We start from the raw sequence: 17,533 nt of genomic DNA, 5'->3' as shown, positions 1-17,533 counted from the left end.
CCTAGGCCAGGTGTCCGGTGTCGTTCCACGACTCGATGGCCGGTTCGCCGTAGGCCCAGCCCAGGGTGGAGATCGAGGTCGGGTTGAGGCGGATGCGGGCGGCGAAGTCGATGCCGAGACCGAGCCAGCGCGCGCCGATGGAGCGCAGGATGTGCCCGTGCGCGAAGACCAGGACGTCACGGTCCGCGCCGCGCGCCCAGGCCACCACCTCGTCCGCGCGGGCGGTGATCTGCTCCAGGGTCTCGCCCCGGGGGACGCCGTCGCGCCAGATGAACCAGCCGGGGCGCACGCCCTGGATGTCGGCCGGGGTCATCCCCTCGTAGGAGCCGTAGTCCCACTCCATGAGGGTGTCCCAGGTGGTGGCGCGGTCCCCGAAGCCGGCGATCTCGCACGTCTCGCGCGCCCGCGCGAGGGGGCTGGTGCGCACCTCGACGTCCTTGAGGCCGTCGAAGGGCGCGCGGTGCAGCCGCTCGCCCAGGAGCTTCGCGCCGTCGCGGCCCTCTTCCAGGAGCGGGACGTCCGTCCTGCCGGTGTGCTTCCCGGACAGGGACCACTCCGTCTGTCCGTGCCGGGCCAGCAGGATGCGCGGTGCCATGTCGAGCCTTTCCGAGCCGACGGCCGACGGTGGACCATCAGCTGTCATCGAGCGAATTCTGTGGACAGACAGCTGTCCGTACCCTCCATCATCACTCACGTGCCATGTCGCGATCACTCCTGCCCGTGAGGAGCAACCCGGTCGTCGATCTCTGCGTCTAAGACGACCGGGGACCGCCGCAGCGTCCTTTCGCGTACGCCGTAAGGTGAGGCGCCGTTGAACACCGCATGACCAAAGACAGATGGGGGACCTACCGGATGCCGCAGACTGACGCTCCGGGCACCGGGGGCATCAGCGGGCTTCGGCTCCGCTGGTGGACGGAGTTGCCGCTGATCGTGCTGGTGTACGCCGCGTACTCGGCGGGACGCCTGCTGGCCCGCGGCGATGTGGCGGGCGCGGTCGACAACGGCCTGAGCATCCTGCGCGTCGAGCAGTTCCTTCATCTCAACGCCGAGCACCCGCTGAACCGTCTCTTCACCGACCATTCCTGGATAGGTGTCCCCGCCGACTTCTGGTACGCGTCCCTGCACTACCTGGTCACGCCCCTGGTCCTCGTCTGGCTCTTCCGCAGCCGCGCGGTCCACTACCGCGCGGCGCGCGCGTGGCTGATGACCTCCACCATGATCGGCCTGGTCGGCTTCACGCTCCTGCCGACCTGCCCGCCCCGCCTGCTGAGCGAGGGGTACGGCTTCGTCGACACCATGGCGCAGTACAGCGACTTCGGCTGGTGGGGCGGCGAGGCGAGTGCGCCGCGCGGGCTCGGCGGCATGACCAACCAGTACGCGGCGATGCCCAGCCTGCACGTGGGGTGGGCGCTGTGGTGCGGGGTCGTGCTGTGGCGGCAGGGCCGTTCGCCGCTGGTCAAGACCGCGGCGGTGGCCTACCCGCTGATCACCACGATCGTCGTGATGGGCACCGCCAACCACTACTTCCTCGACGCGGTCGCGGGCGCCGCGGTGATGGGCCTCGGGCTGCTGCTCGCCCGGCCCGTGCTGCGGATCGCGGACCGCGTGAAGGCCAGGGTCAAACTGCCGTTCGATGCCGCGCGGCCTTCTCCGGGGGTCGTGGGCGGGGCCGGTGCGGGGTCCCGTGCGGGCTCGTCGTCCGTCTCGTCCGCCCCAGAGTCCTCGATTGTCAGTGGCGGGTGCCAGACTTCCGTGGGTGAGCGAATTCCCCGGCCGCGCAAGCGGCCTGCCGAGCCAGGCGCCGAGCCCAGTGCCCGACCCGCCGAAGCGGGGGACAGCACTCCGACAGCGGCTCGCTGAGCTGCGCGGTCCTGACGTCCCCGCGTCGCCGCTCGACGCCCGCGCGCTCGCGGCCCTCGCCGCGAACCCGGGCTGCCGACGGCGTGCGCTGCTCGACGGCGCGGGCGTGAACAAGGCGACGCTCGCGCAGTCCCTCGGCTCCCCCGCACCCTTCGGTCAGTCGCAGTTCGCGTTCATGCGGGGCAACGCCTTCGAGGCGAAGGTCAAGGCGGACGGCGGCGCGGAGCTGTTGCGGCTTGTGCACGGCAGGCTCGGTGGCGGCCCGGAACCGGTGCCGGGCGAATCATCGGTCCCCGACCTCGCCGCGGTGGGTCCCGAGGGACGCGCGGCCCGTACCTCGCTCGCGCTGCGCGAGGCCACGGCGACGGAGGGCTGGACCCTCCTGGACCACCCCATGCTCGCCCTCGACGTCGCGGGGACGCCCGCCTTCCTCGAACCGGACGCGGTGGTGGTCCATCCGGACGGCAGCTGGACGGTCGTCGAGATCAAGTCCTTCCCGATGATCGACGGCTCGGCGGACGCCGCGAAGGTGGGCGCGGCGGCCCGCCAGTCCGCGGTGTACGCGCTCGCCCTGGAGCGGGTGGCGGACCGCATGGACCCCGCGCCCCGCGTCCGCCACCACGTGCTCCTGGTCTGCCCCAAGGACTTCTCGAACCTCCCCACGGCGTCGGCGATCGACGTGCGCAAGCAGATCTCCGTGACCCGGCGCCAGTTGGCGCGCCTGACCCGCATCGAGGACATCGCGGACGCGCTCCCCGAGGGCACCACCTTCGACGTGAACCGCCCCGCTGCCGACCTGACGGCAGCGGTCGAATCGGTCCCGGCGACGTACGCCCCCGAGTGCCTGGCCGCCTGCGAGCTGGCCTTCCACTGCCGCGAGCGCTCCCGCGACGAGGGCGAGGTGACGGCCCTGGGCCGCTCGCTGCGGGGGGAGTTGGGCGGCCTGACGACGATCGGCGCCGTCCTCTCCGCGGCCGACGGAACCTCGGGCGACCCGACGGACCCGACGGTGGCGGCGCTGCGGAGAGCGGCGGCGCTGCGGTCGGAGGCGCTTTCTGGCGCGGGCGCGTCGTCTGGCGTGGGCGCCTCGGGCGGGACGGGGGGTCAGAAGTGCTGACCCCCTACGCAGCCCTGCGACACGACGCACACCCCGCCGACCTGCACGACCTGCACGACCACAAGGCAAAGCCCCGAACCCACAGCCCACAGCCCGCCCCGGCACGGCACCCCGCGGCGAGTGGCGTTTCCCTGACCACCCGCTCGCTCCGAAACATTCCGGCGCCCGCACACCGCGTGCACGGCTGCACGGCAGAAGCACGGGCCCGCCGGACTCGGCCTGGACCGGCGCGACGCCCCGCAGAGGACGGTACTTCCCTGACCACCCACGCGCTCCGGAACTTCCCAGCGCCCACACACCGCATGTACAGCCACACGGCAGAGACACAGGCCCGCCAGCCCCGGCCCGCCCCGGCACGGCGCTCCGCGGCGGGCGAGACTTCCCCACTCACCCCCACCCTCCGGAACCACCCGGTGACCGCGCACTGCTCGCGCGGCGTGTGTCGGCTTCGTGTGGCGGCAGTTCATATCCGGTCCGGCCGCTCGTCGATCGGTCCTTCGGTTGGTGGAGGTCGCCGGGTGATCGGGTGGGTGGGTGGGGGAAGCTCGCCGCGCAGCGGCGGGGTAGTGCAGGGTGGCCCGCAGGCGACGGCGGACAGTGCGCCGTCAGAGCCCCGCGCAGCGGACCCGCAAGGGGGGACGGCCTGATGTCGCTCATCGATGACCTCGCCCGGTTGGAGGCTGTCACCAGCGGCCGCGCCCAGCCACGCGCGACCGTACGGCACCGCCACCTCACCCAGCGCCCCCTCGTCCTCGTCCCCCTCATCACCGCCGGTGAGGCCGGCGCCCCGCTCGGCGCGCTCGTCGGGACGGAGCGCACCTCGCCCCGCGTCCTCGTCGTGCCCCAGCCCCGCGACCGCGACCTGCGCTTCACCTTCCTGGCCCAACTCGCCGACACCGTCCTGGACTACGTCGACTCGTTCACGGACGACGTCGAAGCGGCGGAACGCAGCGAGACGGACCCCGAGACCGGCAAGCGCGTCAAGGTGGAGGTCGAACTCTGCACGGACGCACCGCAGTTGATCGTCCCGAGCCGCGCCGGCATCGACTTCGTACGGCTCATCGGCCGCTCAACCCGCTTCCGCCGCACCGCCGAGCAGGACCCGGAGACCCCGTATCCCGCGCCGCCCCGCGTCCCCCTCCTCGGCCGCTGGCTGACCCACTTCGGGGAGCGCGCCCGCGTGCCGGGCTCCTCCCTCCTCGTCGCCATGACCGACCTGCTCTCCCGGCACTGGGCCACCGGGCAGAGCAGTCTCGAAGACCAGCATCTGGGCGCCCTGCTCGCCTGGATCGAGGCCCCGGAAGGCACCTCGGGCGCCGACGCCGCGCTCCGCGCCGAGCTGGCGCGGGACAAGGACGGCCAGTTGCTCTGCCCGCCCGCGGGCCCCGCCACGGACCCGGCGTTCGACAACCGCCTGCTCGCCCCGGCCATCGAGCGGTACGACCGCGCGCGTGGCGTCCTCGCCACCGCGCAGGACGGCGTCCAGGCGGACGCCCGCCTCGCCGAACTGACCGCGGCCGAGCGGGAGATCCGCTCCCTGATCGAGAGCAGGACCCGCCCCACCTGGGACGCGGTGTGGCGCGGACTCGACGCGCTCTGCACACTGCCCGAGGCCCCGCACGCCGCCGACCGCTGGACCCGCGACCGCTGGTCGTTCACGGGCCACCGGGACCGCGTGACGGCGGGCGAACCCCCGCAGCCGCGCGTCGACGACGCGGTGACGGCGGCGAACAAGCTCGCCACGCGCGAGCGCGAGCAGGCCAGGCTAGAGGCGCAGGAAGCGTTGGACGACCCCCTGGTGATGGCGGGCCGCCGACTCGCGGGCGAGGCGTTCGCCGGTGAGGTGACCGAGGTGGTCATGGCGTACAGCGAGAGCAAGCGCCCGAGCCCGCGCCCCCTGGTCACCGTCCGCACGGACGACCGCCCGCACCTGGCCGAGCGCGCGAAGGTGTACCGCTCGCTCCAGGGCAAGCCGCAGTCGGCCGAGTTCGTGACGTACGAGAGCGAGGGCGGCGCCGCTTCCGTCGTGCTGCGCATCACCGACAAGATGGGCCGCGGCAAGGAGCCCGAGCCGGGCTCCGTGCCGGAGAAGGGTGACCGGATCTGCTGGACGCTCTTCGAGCACGAGCAGCGTGGCGGACCCAAGCTCCCCGACCCCGAGGCGACTCCCTGGACCCACGGCGGCCCGCCGGGCGAGGCCGCCGAGCGCCCTGACCCCGTGACGCCGGAGGACACCCTGTGAGTCCGACCGCCCCCTTCGACCGCGCCTCCTTCGACCCCGGCGCCGCGGCCGGCCGCGCCACGGACGCGATCCTGCACGACACGCTGCACGGCGCGCACCGCGGCGTCGTCGTCGACTCGCCGCCCGGCGCGGGCAAGTCGACCCTGGTCGTGCGCGCGGCCCGCGAACTGGCCGCGGCGGGCCGCCCCTTGATGGTGATCGCACAGACGAACGCGCAGGTCGACGACCTGGTCCTGCGCCTCGCCGAGAAGGACCCGGAGCTGCCGGTCGGCCGTCTGCACAGCAGCGACCCGGACGCGTACGACAAGGCGCTGGACGACCTGCCCTTCGTCCGTACGTCGACGAAGGCCGCCGACCTCGCCGGGCTCGACGTCGTGGTGTCGACCGCCGCGAAGTGGGCGCACGTCAAGGACGTGGAGCCCTGGCGGCACGCGATCGTGGACGAGGCGTATCAGATGCGGTCGGACGCGCTGCTCGCCGTGGCCGGGCTCTTCGAGCGGGCCCTGTTCGTGGGTGATCCCGGGCAGCTCGACCCGTTCTCGATCGTGGGCGCCGAGCAGTGGGCAGGCCTCGCGTACGACCCTTCGGCAAGCGCGGTGACGACGCTGCTCGCGCACAACCCCGAGCTGCCGCAGCACCGCCTCCCGGTGTCCTGGCGGCTCCCGGCGTCGGCGGCTCCGCTGGTCTCGGCGGCGTTCTACCCGTACACGCCCTTCCGCAGCGGGACCGACCACGGCGACAGGGCGCTCACCTTCGGTGTGCCGTCGGACGGTTCGGCCCCCGACCGGGTGATCGACGAGGCCGCCGAGTCGGGCTGGGGCCTGCTCGAACTGCCCGCGCGGAACACGCCGCGCACCGACCCCGAGGCCGTACGCGCGGTGGCTCAGGTCGTCCGGCGCCTCCTGGACCGCGGCGGCGCGGCCACCTCGGAGCGCGGCCCCGACCCCACGCCCCTGACGGCCGACCGGATCGCCGTCGGCACCGCCCACCGCGACCAGGCGGCGGCGGTACGCGCGGCCCTCGCGGAGCTCGGCGTCGCGGACGTCACGGTGGACACCGCGAACCGTCTCCAGGGCCGCGAGTACGACGTGACGGTGGTCCTGCACCCGCTCTCCGGCCGCCCGGACGCCACCGCGTTCCACCTGGAGACGGGCCGCCTGTGCGTCCTCGCCTCCCGCCACCGGCACGCCTGCATCGTGATCTGCCGCGCGGGCGTCAGCGAACTGCTCGACGACCACCCGTCCACGGAACCGGTCCAACTGGGCGTCACGGTGAAGTTCCCGGACGGCTGGGAAGCGAACCACGCGGTACTCGCCCGCCTGGCAGAACACCGCGTCCCATGGCGACCATGAAGACGCCCCCTACTCGCCGGACGGAGTCCGGCACGCCGCCGCAGGCGGCCAAAGGAAACAGCCCCGGACGGCTGGGAGGCGAACCACGCGGTACTCGCCCGCCTGGCAGAACACCGCGTGCCATGGCGGCAGCCCTGACCCCAGCCCCCAGGGCCCCCTTGCGCGGCAAGGGAGAATGGGAGGTGGCCCCACGGCCGGAAACCGTACGAGGAGGAGAACCATGGCGGAGCCCGAGCGGCCCCGGACCGAGCAGCGACTTCGACCCGGGCCCCTGCTCTTCGAGCCCGCGGAAGCCACCGCCGACCCGGAGCACTTCTTCGACCTGGAGTCGATGGAGGACCCCCGGGAGCTGCTGGCCCGTGCCACCGAGCTGACGCACGCCTTCCGTGCCGCGACGGACCGCTCGGTGGAGTTCCAGGCCATCGCCGCGGCCCAGCTCGCCGACCCCCGGCGCTTCGACCGGCTGACGCCCGCCGCGATCGCCGAGCGCGCCCAGTGGACCGAGGACTACGCGAAGAAGATGGTCGAGTTCGGCCGGGATCTGCTGCGCGCGGCCGGTCCGGGCGGCGGCGGCCCGGAGGCCTGAAAGCGACGCTCAAAAGATCACGGGCATATGCCAAGAGGGGGGCAAGGTACTCCTCCGCACCCGCCGCTGTCCCCATTTCTGGTAACTCCCGGAATCGGAACACTCACTACCGGTAGATGTAGTTGCCATGAGCAGCACACGTCTCCACCCGGGCCCCGACCCCGCCCGCGTCCAGGACAGCTCCGACGTCACGACCGAGGGAGCCGCCTGGCTCGCCTCCGCGGAAACGTATCCGCGCAGCGCGCTCGCCCACTGGCGCAGCCGCCCCGCCGCCCCCGCGGTCCTCCCCTGCGGCACCGTCTTCGACGTGGTGAGCGTTCCCGCCGTCTTCGGCAGGCGCATGCTCGACCGCTTGTGGGAGGACGGCCCCGGCTCGGGCCCCGTCGCCGCGCACCGCGGCCGCATGCTGCTCTTCGCCGCCCCGGGCACCGCCCAGCGGCTGCCCTCGCTCCTGGAGTGGGAGGAGTGGGGCCGCGCCGTGCCCGGCATCCTCTGCCACGGCATGGGGGACGCGGTGACGGTGCCGCCGGTCACCCCGGAGACCCGGGCCACGGCGCCCTCCGGCCCGCCGTCCGGCCGCCTCGAGGGGCACCTCGAATCGCGCTGGCTGGTGGCCCCCGACGCCCGCCACCCCTGGCTTCCCGGCCCCGAGGTCATGCTCTGGGCGTGCGTCCGCGCGGCACGCGCGGCGGCCGGCTCCGCGGTCCGTATATCGATTTTTCCTGGCGGCGATCAGGGTGCTAAGGTCTACGACGTCAGCAGGCGCCGCTAGCTCAGTTGGTTAGAGCAGCTGACTCTTAATCAGCGGGTCCGGGGTTCGAGTCCCTGGCGGCGCACAGACAGAAAGAAGCCCCTCGCGCAAGCGGGGGGCTTCTTTCATGCCCGGTACGAACCATGGGGTCAGCGCCCCTCAGCCCACCGACACCTTCACGTTCCACGCCCCCGACGCCGTACGCCCCTCCACCTCGATGCGCACCCCCTCGTCCGGCACCGTGAAGCTCTCCCCCGTCGACACCGGCGCGTCCGCGAGCGGCGGGTACACCGAGTCGTTCCAGCAGGCCTCCGAGTCCGGGTGGGCGTCGAGCACCTCGACCGGGCCGCCGCCGGACGGCGCCTCGTTGCGTACGCGGTAGACAAGCACCCCCTCGCTGCACGTGGCGCTGTCGTTGCCCGCCGCGTCCCGTGCCTCGAAGGCGATCGCGCTGCCGCGGCCCGTGCGGACGACCGCCAGCTTGGTGCCGCCGATGCCCCCGCGTGTGGGCCGCGTCGACAGCGGCTCCAGGGTCAGCCGCCGGCCCTCGCCCTCCACGCACTCCACCTGGCGCCGGTCCAGCCAGCCGAGCTTCCACTTGTGCCAGGCGAAGAGGTCGGGAGAGAGCCCGAACTGGCTACCCATGACGTCCCAGTCGCCGACATGCGTGTCCCAGTCGCCGCCGCCGTCCGTCGGCCGGTGGTAGAGGTCGGGCAGGTCGAAGACGTGGCCGGTCTCGTGGGCGAGGACGTTGCGGTCCGGCGGATGGCGCTCGAAGACCGTGACGATGCGCTTGATGTCGGCGCCGTCGGCCCGCATGGGCTGGTCGAAGTTGACGACCTTCGTCGCGTCCGAGTCGACGCCGGGGGCGTCCGGGTCGGCGACGAAGTAGACGACGTCGTACCGCGAGAAGTCGACGTGCGGATCGGAGGCGGCCACCGCGTCCCGCAGATAGGCGCTGCGCCGGGAGGCGTTCCAGTCGCGCTGTATGGCGTACGAGGTGGAGGCGTCCGGCATCTCCACCCACTCGCGCCGCGGGTGCGGGCGCAGGGCGAACTTGCCGTAGGAGGCGCGCTCGAAGAACTGGCTGGTGGCGGGGAAATAGTCGGCCGTCAGGTCTTCGGTGGCGAGCTGGGGCGGGGAGTCGGGGAAGGAGAGGAAGACCATCACGGCGTCGAGGGCCCGGTCGGGGCGCGTATAGGCGCCGTTCCAGGTGTCGAGGCCCTCCGAGTGATGCGCCGGGGTGCGCTGCAGCGCACAGGGGACCGCCGAGGTCCGGGCGCTCGCGGGGCCCGCGACGAGCCCCGTGGCGGCCAGTGCGGTCAGGGACGTAAGGACGGCGGCCGTGCTGCGCAACCGGGGTCTCTCCCCTCCACGGGTGAGTCCCCAGGGGGGTAGCTGACGCGGCACGTCCACCTCCGGATGCGGGTTACGGGGCATCCCACCCACCCTGTGCAGCTTTTTTCTGGTGTGCCCTGTTTGTCTGGGCCAGCCGGGTGACGCGCCACTCCCGGAGCGCTCACGGAACGTCACAAGTTGTCGGCGGGCTGATGGAGGCGTAAAGGAAGCAGTACACGGGCGAGCAGAAACGATCTGTCGCCGGGCAGGTGCCACATCCGCGCCGGGCATGCGCCTGTCCTATGCCCTGCGCGGCCGCCACGCGGCACCGCTCCGTGGCTGGATGCGCCCTCGGGCCAGCCCCTATGATCGGCACACTTTCCTGCGCGGGCCCGGCCTCGCCGAACAACTGCACTGCGGGAGCAAGTGGTGAACGGAACGTCTGAAGGCCAAGCGCCCCCAGCGGTCACAGCACCCGACCTCGCCTGGGCGCCCATCACGGAGCGTCGCCATCCAGGGCCGCGGCCCGACCACCGAGCAGCTTTCGCCGCCGCCCCGCTCGCCCTCGGCGTCGTGGACGGCGACGGTCTCGTCATCGATGCCAACGACGCGCTCGCCGAGCTGCTCGGCGCGTCCCCCGACCAACTCGCGGGACGTCTGGCCGCCGATCTGGTGGACCTGGCGTCGGACGCCCGCACCTGGCACGCGTACCGCGAGGTGCTCCGCGGCCGCCAGGCGAAGCTGCGCTGTACCCGGCGCCTGAAACACCCCGACGGGCACTCGCTGTGGGTCCAGGTCACGGTCTCGCCGATGCCCGGCGGGCGTACGGTGCTGCTCGCCGCCACCGACATCAGCGCGCGCCGCGAGCTCCAGGCCCGCCTCCGGCATCTGCAGATGCACGACCCGGTGACCCGGCTGCCCAACCGCAGCCTGTTCTTCGAGCGGCTCGCCGCCGCGCTCGAAGCGGGTGCGTACGACGACACGGGCACCGGCCGGATCGGTCTCTGCTACCTGGACCTCGACGGGTTCAAGGCGGTCAACGACACGCTCGGCCACCGGGTGGGCGACCGGCTGCTCGCCGCCGTCGCGGAGCGGCTCACGCGGTGCGCCGACGAGGCGGGCCACGGCCGGACGGCGCCGCCGCTGGTGGCGCGGCTCGGGGGCGACGAGTTCGCGCTGCTCGTGGAGGACTCCACGGGCACGGACCAGTTGGCCGATCTCGCCGGGACGGCGCTCAAGGCGCTGCAGGAGCCCTTCGACCTGGCCGGCCAACGGCTCTCCGTCTCCGCCTCGATCGGGGTCGTGGAGCGGCGCGCCGCGGGGACCACGGCGACCTGTCTGATGCAGGCGGCCGACACGACGCTCTACTGGGCGAAGTCGGACGGCAAGGCACGCTGGACGCTCTTCGACCCCGAGCGCAACGCCCACCGCATGACCCGCCAGACCCTGTCGAGTTCACTGCGTCCGGCCGTCGAGCGCGGTGAATTCCTGCTCGACTACCAGCCGTTGGTGCGCCTGGAGGACGGCGGTGTGCGCGGGGTCGAGGCGCTGGTGCGGTGGCAGCATCCGCGCTTCGGACTCCTTACGCCGAATCGGTTCATCGGACTGGCCGAGGAGGACGGTTCGATCGTGCAGCTGGGCCGCTGGGTGCTGCGGACGGCGTGCCGTCAGGCCCGCCAGTGGCAGCTGGACCACCCGGAGCGGCCGCCGGTCTTCGTGAGCGTCAATGTCGCGGTGCGCCAGGTGTGGGACTCGGATCTGGTGGCCGATGTCGCGGAGATCCTCGCCGAGACCGGACTGGCCCCCGAACTGCTCCAGTTGGAGCTCACCGAGTCGGCGGTGATGGGCTCGACGGGCCGCCCGCTGCAGGCTCTGCAGTCGCTCAGCGACATGGGGGTGCGCATCGCCATCGACGACTTCGGCACGGGCTACTCGAACCTGGCGTATCTGAGCCGGCTCCCGGTGTCCGTCCTCAAACTGGACGGCTCCTTCGTGCGCGGCTTCCAGTACGACGCCGAAGCGGGCGAGGCGCACATCAACCCCGCGGACGAGGTCATCGTCGAGGCCTTGGTGCAACTCGCCCACCGGCTGGGCCTGACCGTCACCGCGGAGTGCGTGGAGACCACGTCACAGGCGGCGCGGCTGCGGCGGATCGGCTGCGACACCGGGCAGGGGTGGCTGTACTCCCGCCCGGTGGCGCCGGATCGTATCTCCGCCTTGCTGGCGGCGGGTTGAGGGCTGCTCCGCCGGTCAGACGGTGGGCAGTCCGTAGGCGTCCGCGATCAACTCGTACGAGCGCAGGCGCACTTCGCCGCTGTGGGCGTTGGCGGTGATCATCAGCTCGTCGGCGCCGGTGCGCTTGGCGAGGTCGTCGAGGCCGGTGCGGACCTGGTCGGCGGTGCCGTGGATGACGTTGGAGTTCCAGCTGTTGATGAAGTCCCGCTCCATCTCGTTGAACTCGTACGCCTCGGCCTCCTCGGGGGTCGGGACGAGCCCCGGCTTCCCGGTCCGGAGGCGGACCATGTTCAGCGCGGCCGCGAGGACCTGCCGCTGAGCCTCCTTCTCGTGGTCGGTCGCGAGCGCCGACACGCCGATCAGGGCGTACGGGGCGTCGAGCACCGCGGACGGCTTGAACGACTCCCGGTAGAGGTCGAGCGCCGGGATGGTGTTCTGCGCGGAGAAGTGGTGCGCGAAGGCGAAGGGCAGGCCGAGGACCCCGGCGAGGCGTGCGCTGAACCCGGAGGAGCCCAGCAGCCACAGGGGCGGACGGTGCGGGGACTGGACGCCGCCGGGTGAGGTGGCCTGGACAGGGCCGGGGACGGCGTGGATACGGCTGTACGGGTGGCCGTCGGGGAAGTCGTCGTCCAGGAAACGGGTGAGCTCGGCGAGCTGCTGCGGGAAGTCGTCGGCGCCTTCGTTCAGGCGATCCGTCCTGCGCAGTGCGGCGGCGGTCGCGCCGTCCGTGCCCGGGGCCCGCCCCAGGCCCAGGTCGATCCGGCCCGGGGCCATGGCCTCCAGGGTGCCGAACTGCTCCGCGATGACGAGGGGGGCGTGGTTGGGCAGCATGACGCCGCCCGAGCCCAGGCGGATCCGCTCGGTGTGGGCGGCGAGGTGGGCGAGGATGACCGCCGGGGACGAGGAGGCCACGCCCGGCATGGAGTGGTGCTCGGCCACCCAGTAGCGGTGGTAGCCGCGGCCCTCCGCCAGCCTGGCGATGTCCACGCTCTTGCGCAGGGCGTCGGTGGCGGTCCGTCCCGCCCCCACGGTCACCAGGTCGAGCACGGAGAGCGGTGCCGGCGCGCTGCCGTGCCGCTCGCCGCGGATGTCGTCGCTCGGGTCCACTGTCACGGGGGTCCTGCCTCCTGCTGCGCGTGCTTGTCCGGTGCGTACTGCTTCGCAGACTTAACAGGAGGTGGACTCCGCTTTATTCCCCGGGCCGCCGGGCGGGTTTCGCTTACCCCTTCACCTGCACCACCGGCTCCTTCGTGAACAGTGCGCCCAGGCTCGGGGCGTTCACCCTGCGGGTGGCCAGGCGCAGGGCCTCCCAGACCGTCACCTGGTTCGCCGTCAGGACCGGCTTGCCGAGGTCCTGCTCCAGGTCATGGATGTACGCCGCCGTGTGCAGGGCCGTATCGGGCAGGAGGAGCGCCTCCGCGTCGGGGTGGTCGCCCGCGCGGGCCATGGCTCGCACCTCGTCCCAACCCCACGTGCCGACCTCCGCCGCCGTGATGATGCCGTTGCCCTGCGTGGACACGACCTCCACGCCGGACGCCTTGAGGAACGAGGCGAAGAGCCCGGCCACGTCCTCGGGATACGTCGCCGCGACAGCGACCCGCCCCGCCCCCACCTCTCGTACCGCGTGGGCGAACGCGAAGGACGTGCTGGACGCCGGGAGACCCGCCGACCGGGCCAGGGTGCGCACCTGGTCGTGCGCGCCCTCCCAGCCGAAGACGAAGCTCGCGCTGGTGCAGGCCCACACCACCGCCTCCGCCCCGGAGAGGCGCAACTCCTCGACCCCGGCGGCGAGCCGTTTCGGCGACCCCATCTCCAGGAGGGCGTCGACCCGGTGCGCGTCCTCGCCGATGTCGGTGTGGACGACCTGGAGCCGGACATCGCTCCCCAGCATCTGCTCCATGCGGGGGTAGTCGTCCTCAGCCGAGTGACCCGGATAGAGGAAACCAAGTGCGGTCACTTCCAGCCTCCTTCAAGGCAGCGTTGGTGGTCCTTCGGGCAGACCCTGACCCGGATCGAGCGGTAGTACACCTGGCAGTTCGCCCGGTGCCGAGACCGGGCCCGCGCCCGGCCTCGCGCTCGGATTGATCAGCGCCTGGTAGGGCCCTACCGCATGCGTACCCAGACGGCGCAGCGCGGACCACATCGTCACCTGGTTCGCGGAGATCACCGGCATCCGCAGCTCGGCCTCCAGTTGCGGGATGACGTCGTACGTCGCGAGGTTGGTGCAGCTGATGAAGAGCGCGTCGGCCCCGCCGAGCACCGCCCGGCGCGCCATGTCCGCCACGTCCTTGTACGGCACCTTCCAGATGTGCCGGGTCAGGCCCAGGTAGGCGCGGCCGGTGACGGACACACCGGATTCGGCCAGATAGTGCTCGAGGGACTGCGTCACCGACCAGGTGTAGGGCGTGACGAGCGCGATGCGCCGCGCGCCCAGGTCGGCCAGCGCTTCGAGCAGCGCGCCGGAGGTCGTGACGGAGGAGACCGCGCCCTCGCGGGTCATGGCCTCGCACATCGCGCGCTCGCCGGCGATGCCGCCGACGAAGCTGCCCGACGTGCAGGCGTACGCGAGGACTTCGGGTTCGGCGGCGCTCAGCGCCCGCACCGCCTCGCCGAGCGTCTCGTGCTCGCTGACGAGTCGTGCCAGGTCAAGGCTTACCTCGACGGGCACGTACGGAGTGCGGGTCAGATGGAGGGAGACCTCGTCCGGCACCCAGCGCCAGAGCTCCCGGTCGAGGGCGAAGTCGAAAGGGGCGACGACACCTACACCGCGTTGAGGGTGTGGTCCGCCGAGGAAGGAGACGTCCATGAGCAGGCCCCAAGTTCGTGCGTGCGTGCAATGGAGGGACCGGCCGGGGGCCGGGAGATGCGGAACCGGCGACGCGCCGGGACGTCGGGATGGGGCAGAAGGCGCGAAGAATGCGCTACAGAGCGTGCTATGACCTCATACGGAGCGTACTCAGTCGTGGGGTGCTTGTGATAGAGCACCTCTGTTGACGAAGGTAGTTTCAGGTGCGAGCGTGGTCAATCCGCGCATCTCAGACGGCTCTGGCCGACACCACTCAGGGAAGCGGACTCTCATTGCGAAACGGTTTCTCCTCGATGTCCGAATCAACGTCCGATTCAGCGTCTGATCCGATGTCCGAAACAACCGTTCTGGTCCTCGACGCCCCCTCTCCCGCCCCGCCGCCCCGCCTCGGCAGCCTCACGGGCCGCGCCCGCATCCTGCACGCGGACGCCGACACCCTGGCGGAGCAACTTCCCCACGCCGACGTGCTGCTGGTGTGGGACTTCCTCTCGGACGCGGTACGGCTCGCGTGGCCGGGCGCGGGCCCGCGGCCGCGCTGGGTGCACACCGCGAGCGCCGGCGTGGACCGCCTCATGTGCCCGGAGCTCGCCGCGTCCGACACGCTGGTCACCAACGCCCGCGGCGTCTTCGACCAGCCCATCGCCGAGTACGTGGCGGCGCTCGTCCTCGCCATGGCCAAGGACCTGCCGCGCACCCTCCGGCTCCAGGACGAGCGCACCTGGCAGCACCGCGAGACCCAGCGTGTCGCGCGGACGCGCGCCTGCGTCGTGGGCTCCGGGCCGATCGGACACGCCATCGTCCGGATGCTCAAGGGCCTGGGGATCATCACCGCCCTGGTGGGGCGCAGCGCGCGGAACGGCGTGCACGGACCGGACGAGCTCGACCGGCTGATGGCGCGCGCCGACTGGGTGGTGTGCGCGGCGCCGCTCACGGACGACACGCGCGGCATGTTCGACGCGCGGCGCTTCGGGATGATGCAGCCGTCGGCCCGCTTCATCAACATCGGGCGCGGCGCGCTGGTCGTCGAGGACGATCTCGCGGCCGCCCTGACGAAGCGGTGGATCGCGGGCGCCGCCCTGGACGTCTTCGAGCACGAGCCGCTGCCCGCGGACAGCCCGCTGTGGACGGCACCGGGGCTCCTGGTGTCCCCGCACATGAGCGGCGACACGGTGGGCTGGCGCGATGAACTGGGCGCGCAGTTCGTGGAGTTGTACGAGGAGTGGGCGGCCGGGCGGCCCCTCTCCAACGTGGTCGACAAAAAACGTGGGTATGTACCCGGGAATTGATCACCCTTGAGGAGCGTGCATGACCGAGCTCACGGATCTCACCGCGGTACAACTCGTCGAGGCCTATCGCAAGGGCGACTTGAGTCCGGTCGACGCGACACGGGCGGCGCTGCGCAGGGCCGAAGAAGTGCAGCCCGCGGTGAACGCCTTCGTGCGCGTGGACGGCGAACAGGCCCTGGCGCAGGCCGAGGAGAGCGCCGGGCGGTGGCGTCGCGGTGAGCCGCGGGGCCTCCTCGACGGGGTGCCGGTGTCGATCAAGGACATCCTGCTGCAGCGCGGCGCGCCGACACTGCGGGGCTCGAAGACCGTGCGCGCGGAAAGGGCTTGGGACGAGGACGCGCCCTCGGTGGCGCGGCTGCGCGAGCACGGCGCGGTGTTCATCGGCAAGACGACGACGCCCGAGTTCGGCTGGAAGGGCGTCACGGACAGCCCGCAGAGCGGGATCACGCGCAATCCATACGACACCTCGCGCACCGCGGGCGGCTCCAGCGGCGGCAGCGCGGCGGCCGTGGCTCTCGGCGCGGCGCCCGTGTCACTGGGCACGGACGGCGGTGGCTCGGTGCGCATCCCGGGCGCCTTCTGCGGCATCTTCGCGCTGAAGCCGACGTACGGACGGGTGCCGCTGTACCCCGCGTCCGCGTTCGGCACGCTCGCGCACGTCGGCCCCATGACGCGGGACGCGGCGGACGCGGCGCTCCTGATGGACGTCATCAGCGGCCCCGACCCGCGCGACTGGTCGCAGCTCGGGCCGGTGGCGGACAGCTTCAGCGCGGGTATCGAAGGCGGCGTACGCGGCCTGCGCATCGCGTACTCGCCCTCGCTCGGCGGTCAGGTCGCGGTGCGGCCGGCGGTCGCCGCCGCCGTGCGCCGGGCGGTGGAGTCCCTGGCGGCCCAGGGCGCGTACGTCGAGGAGACGGACCCCGACTTCACGGACCCGGTGGAGGCCTTCCACACGCTGTGGTTCAGCGGCGCCGCCCGGGTGACCCAGCATCTGCCGCCCGACCGGCGGGAGTTGCTTGATCCGGGGCTGCGCGAGATCTGTGCGCAGGGCGCCCGGTACAGCGCGCTCGACTACCTAGCGGCAGTCGACGTACGCATGGAGCTCGGCCGTCGCATGGGCCGCTTCCACCAGACGTACGACCTCCTGGTCACTCCGACGCTGCCGATCACCGCGTTCGAGGCGGGGGCGGAGGTACCGAAAGGTTCCGGCCATCGCAGGTGGACCGGATGGACCCCTTTCACGTACCCCTTCAACTTGACGCAGCAGCCCGCCGCGACCGTCCCGTGCGGCGTGGACAGGGAGGGACTGCCCGTCGGCGTCCAGATCGTGGGGGCGCGGCACGCGGACGCGGTCGTCCTGCGGGCCGCGCACACGTTGTACGAAGCGGGCAGCGCGGGAATCGCGCCGCCCGCCCTTGACTGAACCTGCGAGCCCGCGGCCTACGCTCTGCGGAAGTTCAGCGTCTCGCCCTGCGCGCCCGCGCGCCACAGGTCGTTGCAGGCCTCGGCCATCCGGTCGAGGCCGTCGACCACCTGCCCCCAGACGATGCCGGGGACCCAGCCGACGTCGCCGTTGAGCAGCAGGTTGTTGCGTTCGTAGAAGAGGGCGAGGTCCACGACCGTGGCGCCGGCCTTGACGTCCGCGGCCGGTTCGTACCCATAGGACTGTGTGCCCAACTGCGTCCCGTTGAACGAGAAATAGCAGAGGTCGCCGGGAATGGGGGTGACTGTCGGATTCTCCAGGGGCGGCTCGCGGTCCGCGAAAGCCGGAAAGAGGGCGTAGATCTCATTGCGGGCGTACTTCGCGTGATAGACGTCCTCGCTGAGCGGAAGCGCCTCCCACACCGCCTCGCAGGTCAACGGGGCCCGGTCGTCGAGCAGCTTGGCGGTGCACTGAACTCCCCGCTTGGCGAGGGAGACTTCGATGAATCGGTCTGCCATGTGTCCCATGCTCCTCCCT

15 protein-coding genes and 1 tRNA gene are annotated in these 17,533 nt (G+C 72.2%); 10 read left to right on the top strand and 6 right to left on the bottom strand.

Annotated features, from left to right (window positions below):
* Nucleotide 1 precedes the first annotated feature (1 nt).
* The gene (locus AB0M70_RS05700) at nucleotides 2–595 is read right to left on the bottom strand and encodes a histidine phosphatase family protein (RefSeq protein WP_365817560.1); all 594 of its coding nucleotides are present in this window, start codon (nucleotides 593–595) and stop codon (nucleotides 2–4) included.
* 257 nt (nucleotides 596–852) lie between these two features.
* Between AB0M70_RS05700 and AB0M70_RS05695 the strand changes: the two genes are divergently transcribed.
* The 7 genes from AB0M70_RS05695 (at nucleotide 853) to AB0M70_RS05665 (ending at nucleotide 7,993) form a co-directional block, all read left to right on the top strand.
* Nucleotides 853–1,860 (top strand): phosphatase PAP2 family protein, encoded by a 1,008-nt coding sequence (locus tag AB0M70_RS05695; RefSeq protein ID WP_365816712.1) that lies wholly within the window; start codon nucleotides 853–855, stop codon nucleotides 1,858–1,860.
* Nucleotides 1,811–2,977 (top strand): hypothetical protein, encoded by a 1,167-nt coding sequence (locus tag AB0M70_RS05690; RefSeq protein WP_365817558.1) that lies wholly within the window; start codon nucleotides 1,811–1,813, stop codon nucleotides 2,975–2,977. Before AB0M70_RS05695 ends, AB0M70_RS05690 begins: the two co-directional genes overlap by 50 nt.
* Before the next feature lie 646 nt (nucleotides 2,978–3,623).
* Nucleotides 3,624–5,219, top strand: a complete 1,596-nt coding sequence (locus tag AB0M70_RS05685; RefSeq protein ID WP_365816710.1) for a hypothetical protein — start codon at nucleotides 3,624–3,626, stop codon at nucleotides 5,217–5,219.
* Nucleotides 5,216–6,571: an AAA domain-containing protein gene (locus tag AB0M70_RS05680; RefSeq protein ID WP_365816708.1), complete on the top strand. Its 1,356-nt coding sequence runs from the start codon at nucleotides 5,216–5,218 to the stop codon at nucleotides 6,569–6,571. The genes AB0M70_RS05685 and AB0M70_RS05680 overlap by 4 nt, the downstream gene beginning before the upstream one ends.
* Before the next feature lie 220 nt (nucleotides 6,572–6,791).
* Nucleotides 6,792–7,157, top strand: coding sequence for a hypothetical protein (locus tag AB0M70_RS05675; protein ID WP_365816706.1), 366 nt, complete (start codon nucleotides 6,792–6,794; stop codon nucleotides 7,155–7,157).
* Between the two features lie 127 nt (nucleotides 7,158–7,284).
* Nucleotides 7,285–7,929, top strand: a complete 645-nt coding sequence (locus AB0M70_RS05670; protein WP_365816704.1) for a bifunctional DNA primase/polymerase — start codon at nucleotides 7,285–7,287, stop codon at nucleotides 7,927–7,929.
* Nucleotides 7,920–7,993 (top strand) — tRNA-Lys (locus AB0M70_RS05665). The genes AB0M70_RS05670 and AB0M70_RS05665 overlap by 10 nt, the downstream gene beginning before the upstream one ends.
* A gap of 74 nt (nucleotides 7,994–8,067) precedes the next feature.
* Here AB0M70_RS05665 and AB0M70_RS05660 read toward each other — a convergent pair.
* Nucleotides 8,068–9,348, bottom strand: coding sequence for a M6 family metalloprotease domain-containing protein (locus tag AB0M70_RS05660; protein WP_365816702.1), 1,281 nt, complete (start codon nucleotides 9,346–9,348; stop codon nucleotides 8,068–8,070).
* Nucleotides 9,349–9,741: 393 nt separating this feature from the next.
* Here AB0M70_RS05660 and AB0M70_RS05655 point away from each other — a divergent pair, with 393 nt between their 5' ends.
* Nucleotides 9,742–11,481: an EAL domain-containing protein gene (locus AB0M70_RS05655; RefSeq protein ID WP_365817556.1), complete on the top strand. Its 1,740-nt coding sequence runs from the start codon at nucleotides 9,742–9,744 to the stop codon at nucleotides 11,479–11,481.
* Between the two features lie 15 nt (nucleotides 11,482–11,496).
* Here AB0M70_RS05655 and AB0M70_RS05650 read toward each other — a convergent pair whose 3' ends face one another.
* From AB0M70_RS05650 to AB0M70_RS05640, 3 genes are all read right to left on the bottom strand, one after another.
* Nucleotides 11,497–12,594: an LLM class flavin-dependent oxidoreductase gene (locus AB0M70_RS05650; protein WP_365816700.1), complete on the bottom strand. Its 1,098-nt coding sequence runs from the start codon at nucleotides 12,592–12,594 to the stop codon at nucleotides 11,497–11,499.
* A 106-nt stretch (nucleotides 12,595–12,700) separates the two neighbouring features.
* Complete coding sequence (locus tag AB0M70_RS05645) at nucleotides 12,701–13,438, bottom strand: decarboxylase (protein ID WP_365816698.1); 738 nt, start codon at nucleotides 13,436–13,438, stop codon at nucleotides 12,701–12,703.
* Nucleotides 13,439–13,450: 12 nt separating this feature from the next.
* Nucleotides 13,451–14,287 (bottom strand): decarboxylase, encoded by an 837-nt coding sequence (locus tag AB0M70_RS05640; RefSeq protein ID WP_365816696.1) that lies wholly within the window; start codon nucleotides 14,285–14,287, stop codon nucleotides 13,451–13,453.
* Between the two features lie 329 nt (nucleotides 14,288–14,616).
* Here AB0M70_RS05640 and AB0M70_RS05635 point away from each other — a divergent pair, with 329 nt between their 5' ends.
* Together AB0M70_RS05635 and AB0M70_RS05630 are read left to right on the top strand one after the other, a co-directional pair.
* Complete coding sequence (locus AB0M70_RS05635) at nucleotides 14,617–15,573, top strand: D-2-hydroxyacid dehydrogenase (protein WP_365816694.1); 957 nt, start codon at nucleotides 14,617–14,619, stop codon at nucleotides 15,571–15,573.
* Between the two features lie 19 nt (nucleotides 15,574–15,592).
* Nucleotides 15,593–16,996: an amidase gene (locus AB0M70_RS05630; RefSeq protein WP_365816692.1), complete on the top strand. Its 1,404-nt coding sequence runs from the start codon at nucleotides 15,593–15,595 to the stop codon at nucleotides 16,994–16,996.
* A 17-nt stretch (nucleotides 16,997–17,013) separates the two neighbouring features.
* On the opposite strand, the gene AB0M70_RS05625 is transcribed toward AB0M70_RS05630, so the two are convergent.
* Nucleotides 17,014–17,514: a DUF3830 family protein gene (locus AB0M70_RS05625; protein WP_365816690.1), complete on the bottom strand. Its 501-nt coding sequence runs from the start codon at nucleotides 17,512–17,514 to the stop codon at nucleotides 17,014–17,016.
* Between the last annotated feature and the right edge of the window lie 19 nt (nucleotides 17,515–17,533).

The sequence above is a fragment of the Streptomyces sp. NPDC051214 genome (genome assembly GCF_040682375.1).
GTDB lineage: Bacteria > Actinomycetota > Actinomycetes > Streptomycetales > Streptomycetaceae > Streptomyces.
Note: the sequence above shows the minus strand (reverse complement) of the source record. Positions and strands in the feature narration are given on the sequence as shown.

Excerpts from the sequence above, each read along its gene's own strand:
- AB0M70_RS05700 (WP_365817560.1), bottom strand. The coding sequence starts at position 595 with ATGGCACCGCGCATCCTGCTGGCCCGGCACGGACAGACGGAGTGGTCC.
- AB0M70_RS05695 (WP_365816712.1), top strand. The coding sequence starts at position 853 with ATGCCGCAGACTGACGCTCCGGGCACCGGGGGCATCAGCGGGCTTCGG.
- AB0M70_RS05685 (WP_365816710.1), top strand. The coding sequence starts at position 3,624 with ATGTCGCTCATCGATGACCTCGCCCGGTTGGAGGCTGTCACCAGCGGC.
- AB0M70_RS05675 (WP_365816706.1), top strand. The coding sequence starts at position 6,792 with ATGGCGGAGCCCGAGCGGCCCCGGACCGAGCAGCGACTTCGACCCGGG.
- AB0M70_RS05670 (WP_365816704.1), top strand. The coding sequence starts at position 7,285 with ATGAGCAGCACACGTCTCCACCCGGGCCCCGACCCCGCCCGCGTCCAG.
- AB0M70_RS05660 (WP_365816702.1), bottom strand. The coding sequence starts at position 9,348 with ATGCCCCGTAACCCGCATCCGGAGGTGGACGTGCCGCGTCAGCTACCC.
- AB0M70_RS05640 (WP_365816696.1), bottom strand. The coding sequence starts at position 14,287 with ATGGACGTCTCCTTCCTCGGCGGACCACACCCTCAACGCGGTGTAGGT.
- AB0M70_RS05635 (WP_365816694.1), top strand. The coding sequence starts at position 14,617 with ATGTCCGAAACAACCGTTCTGGTCCTCGACGCCCCCTCTCCCGCCCCG.
- AB0M70_RS05630 (WP_365816692.1), top strand. The coding sequence starts at position 15,593 with ATGACCGAGCTCACGGATCTCACCGCGGTACAACTCGTCGAGGCCTAT.
- AB0M70_RS05625 (WP_365816690.1), bottom strand. The coding sequence starts at position 17,514 with ATGGCAGACCGATTCATCGAAGTCTCCCTCGCCAAGCGGGGAGTTCAG.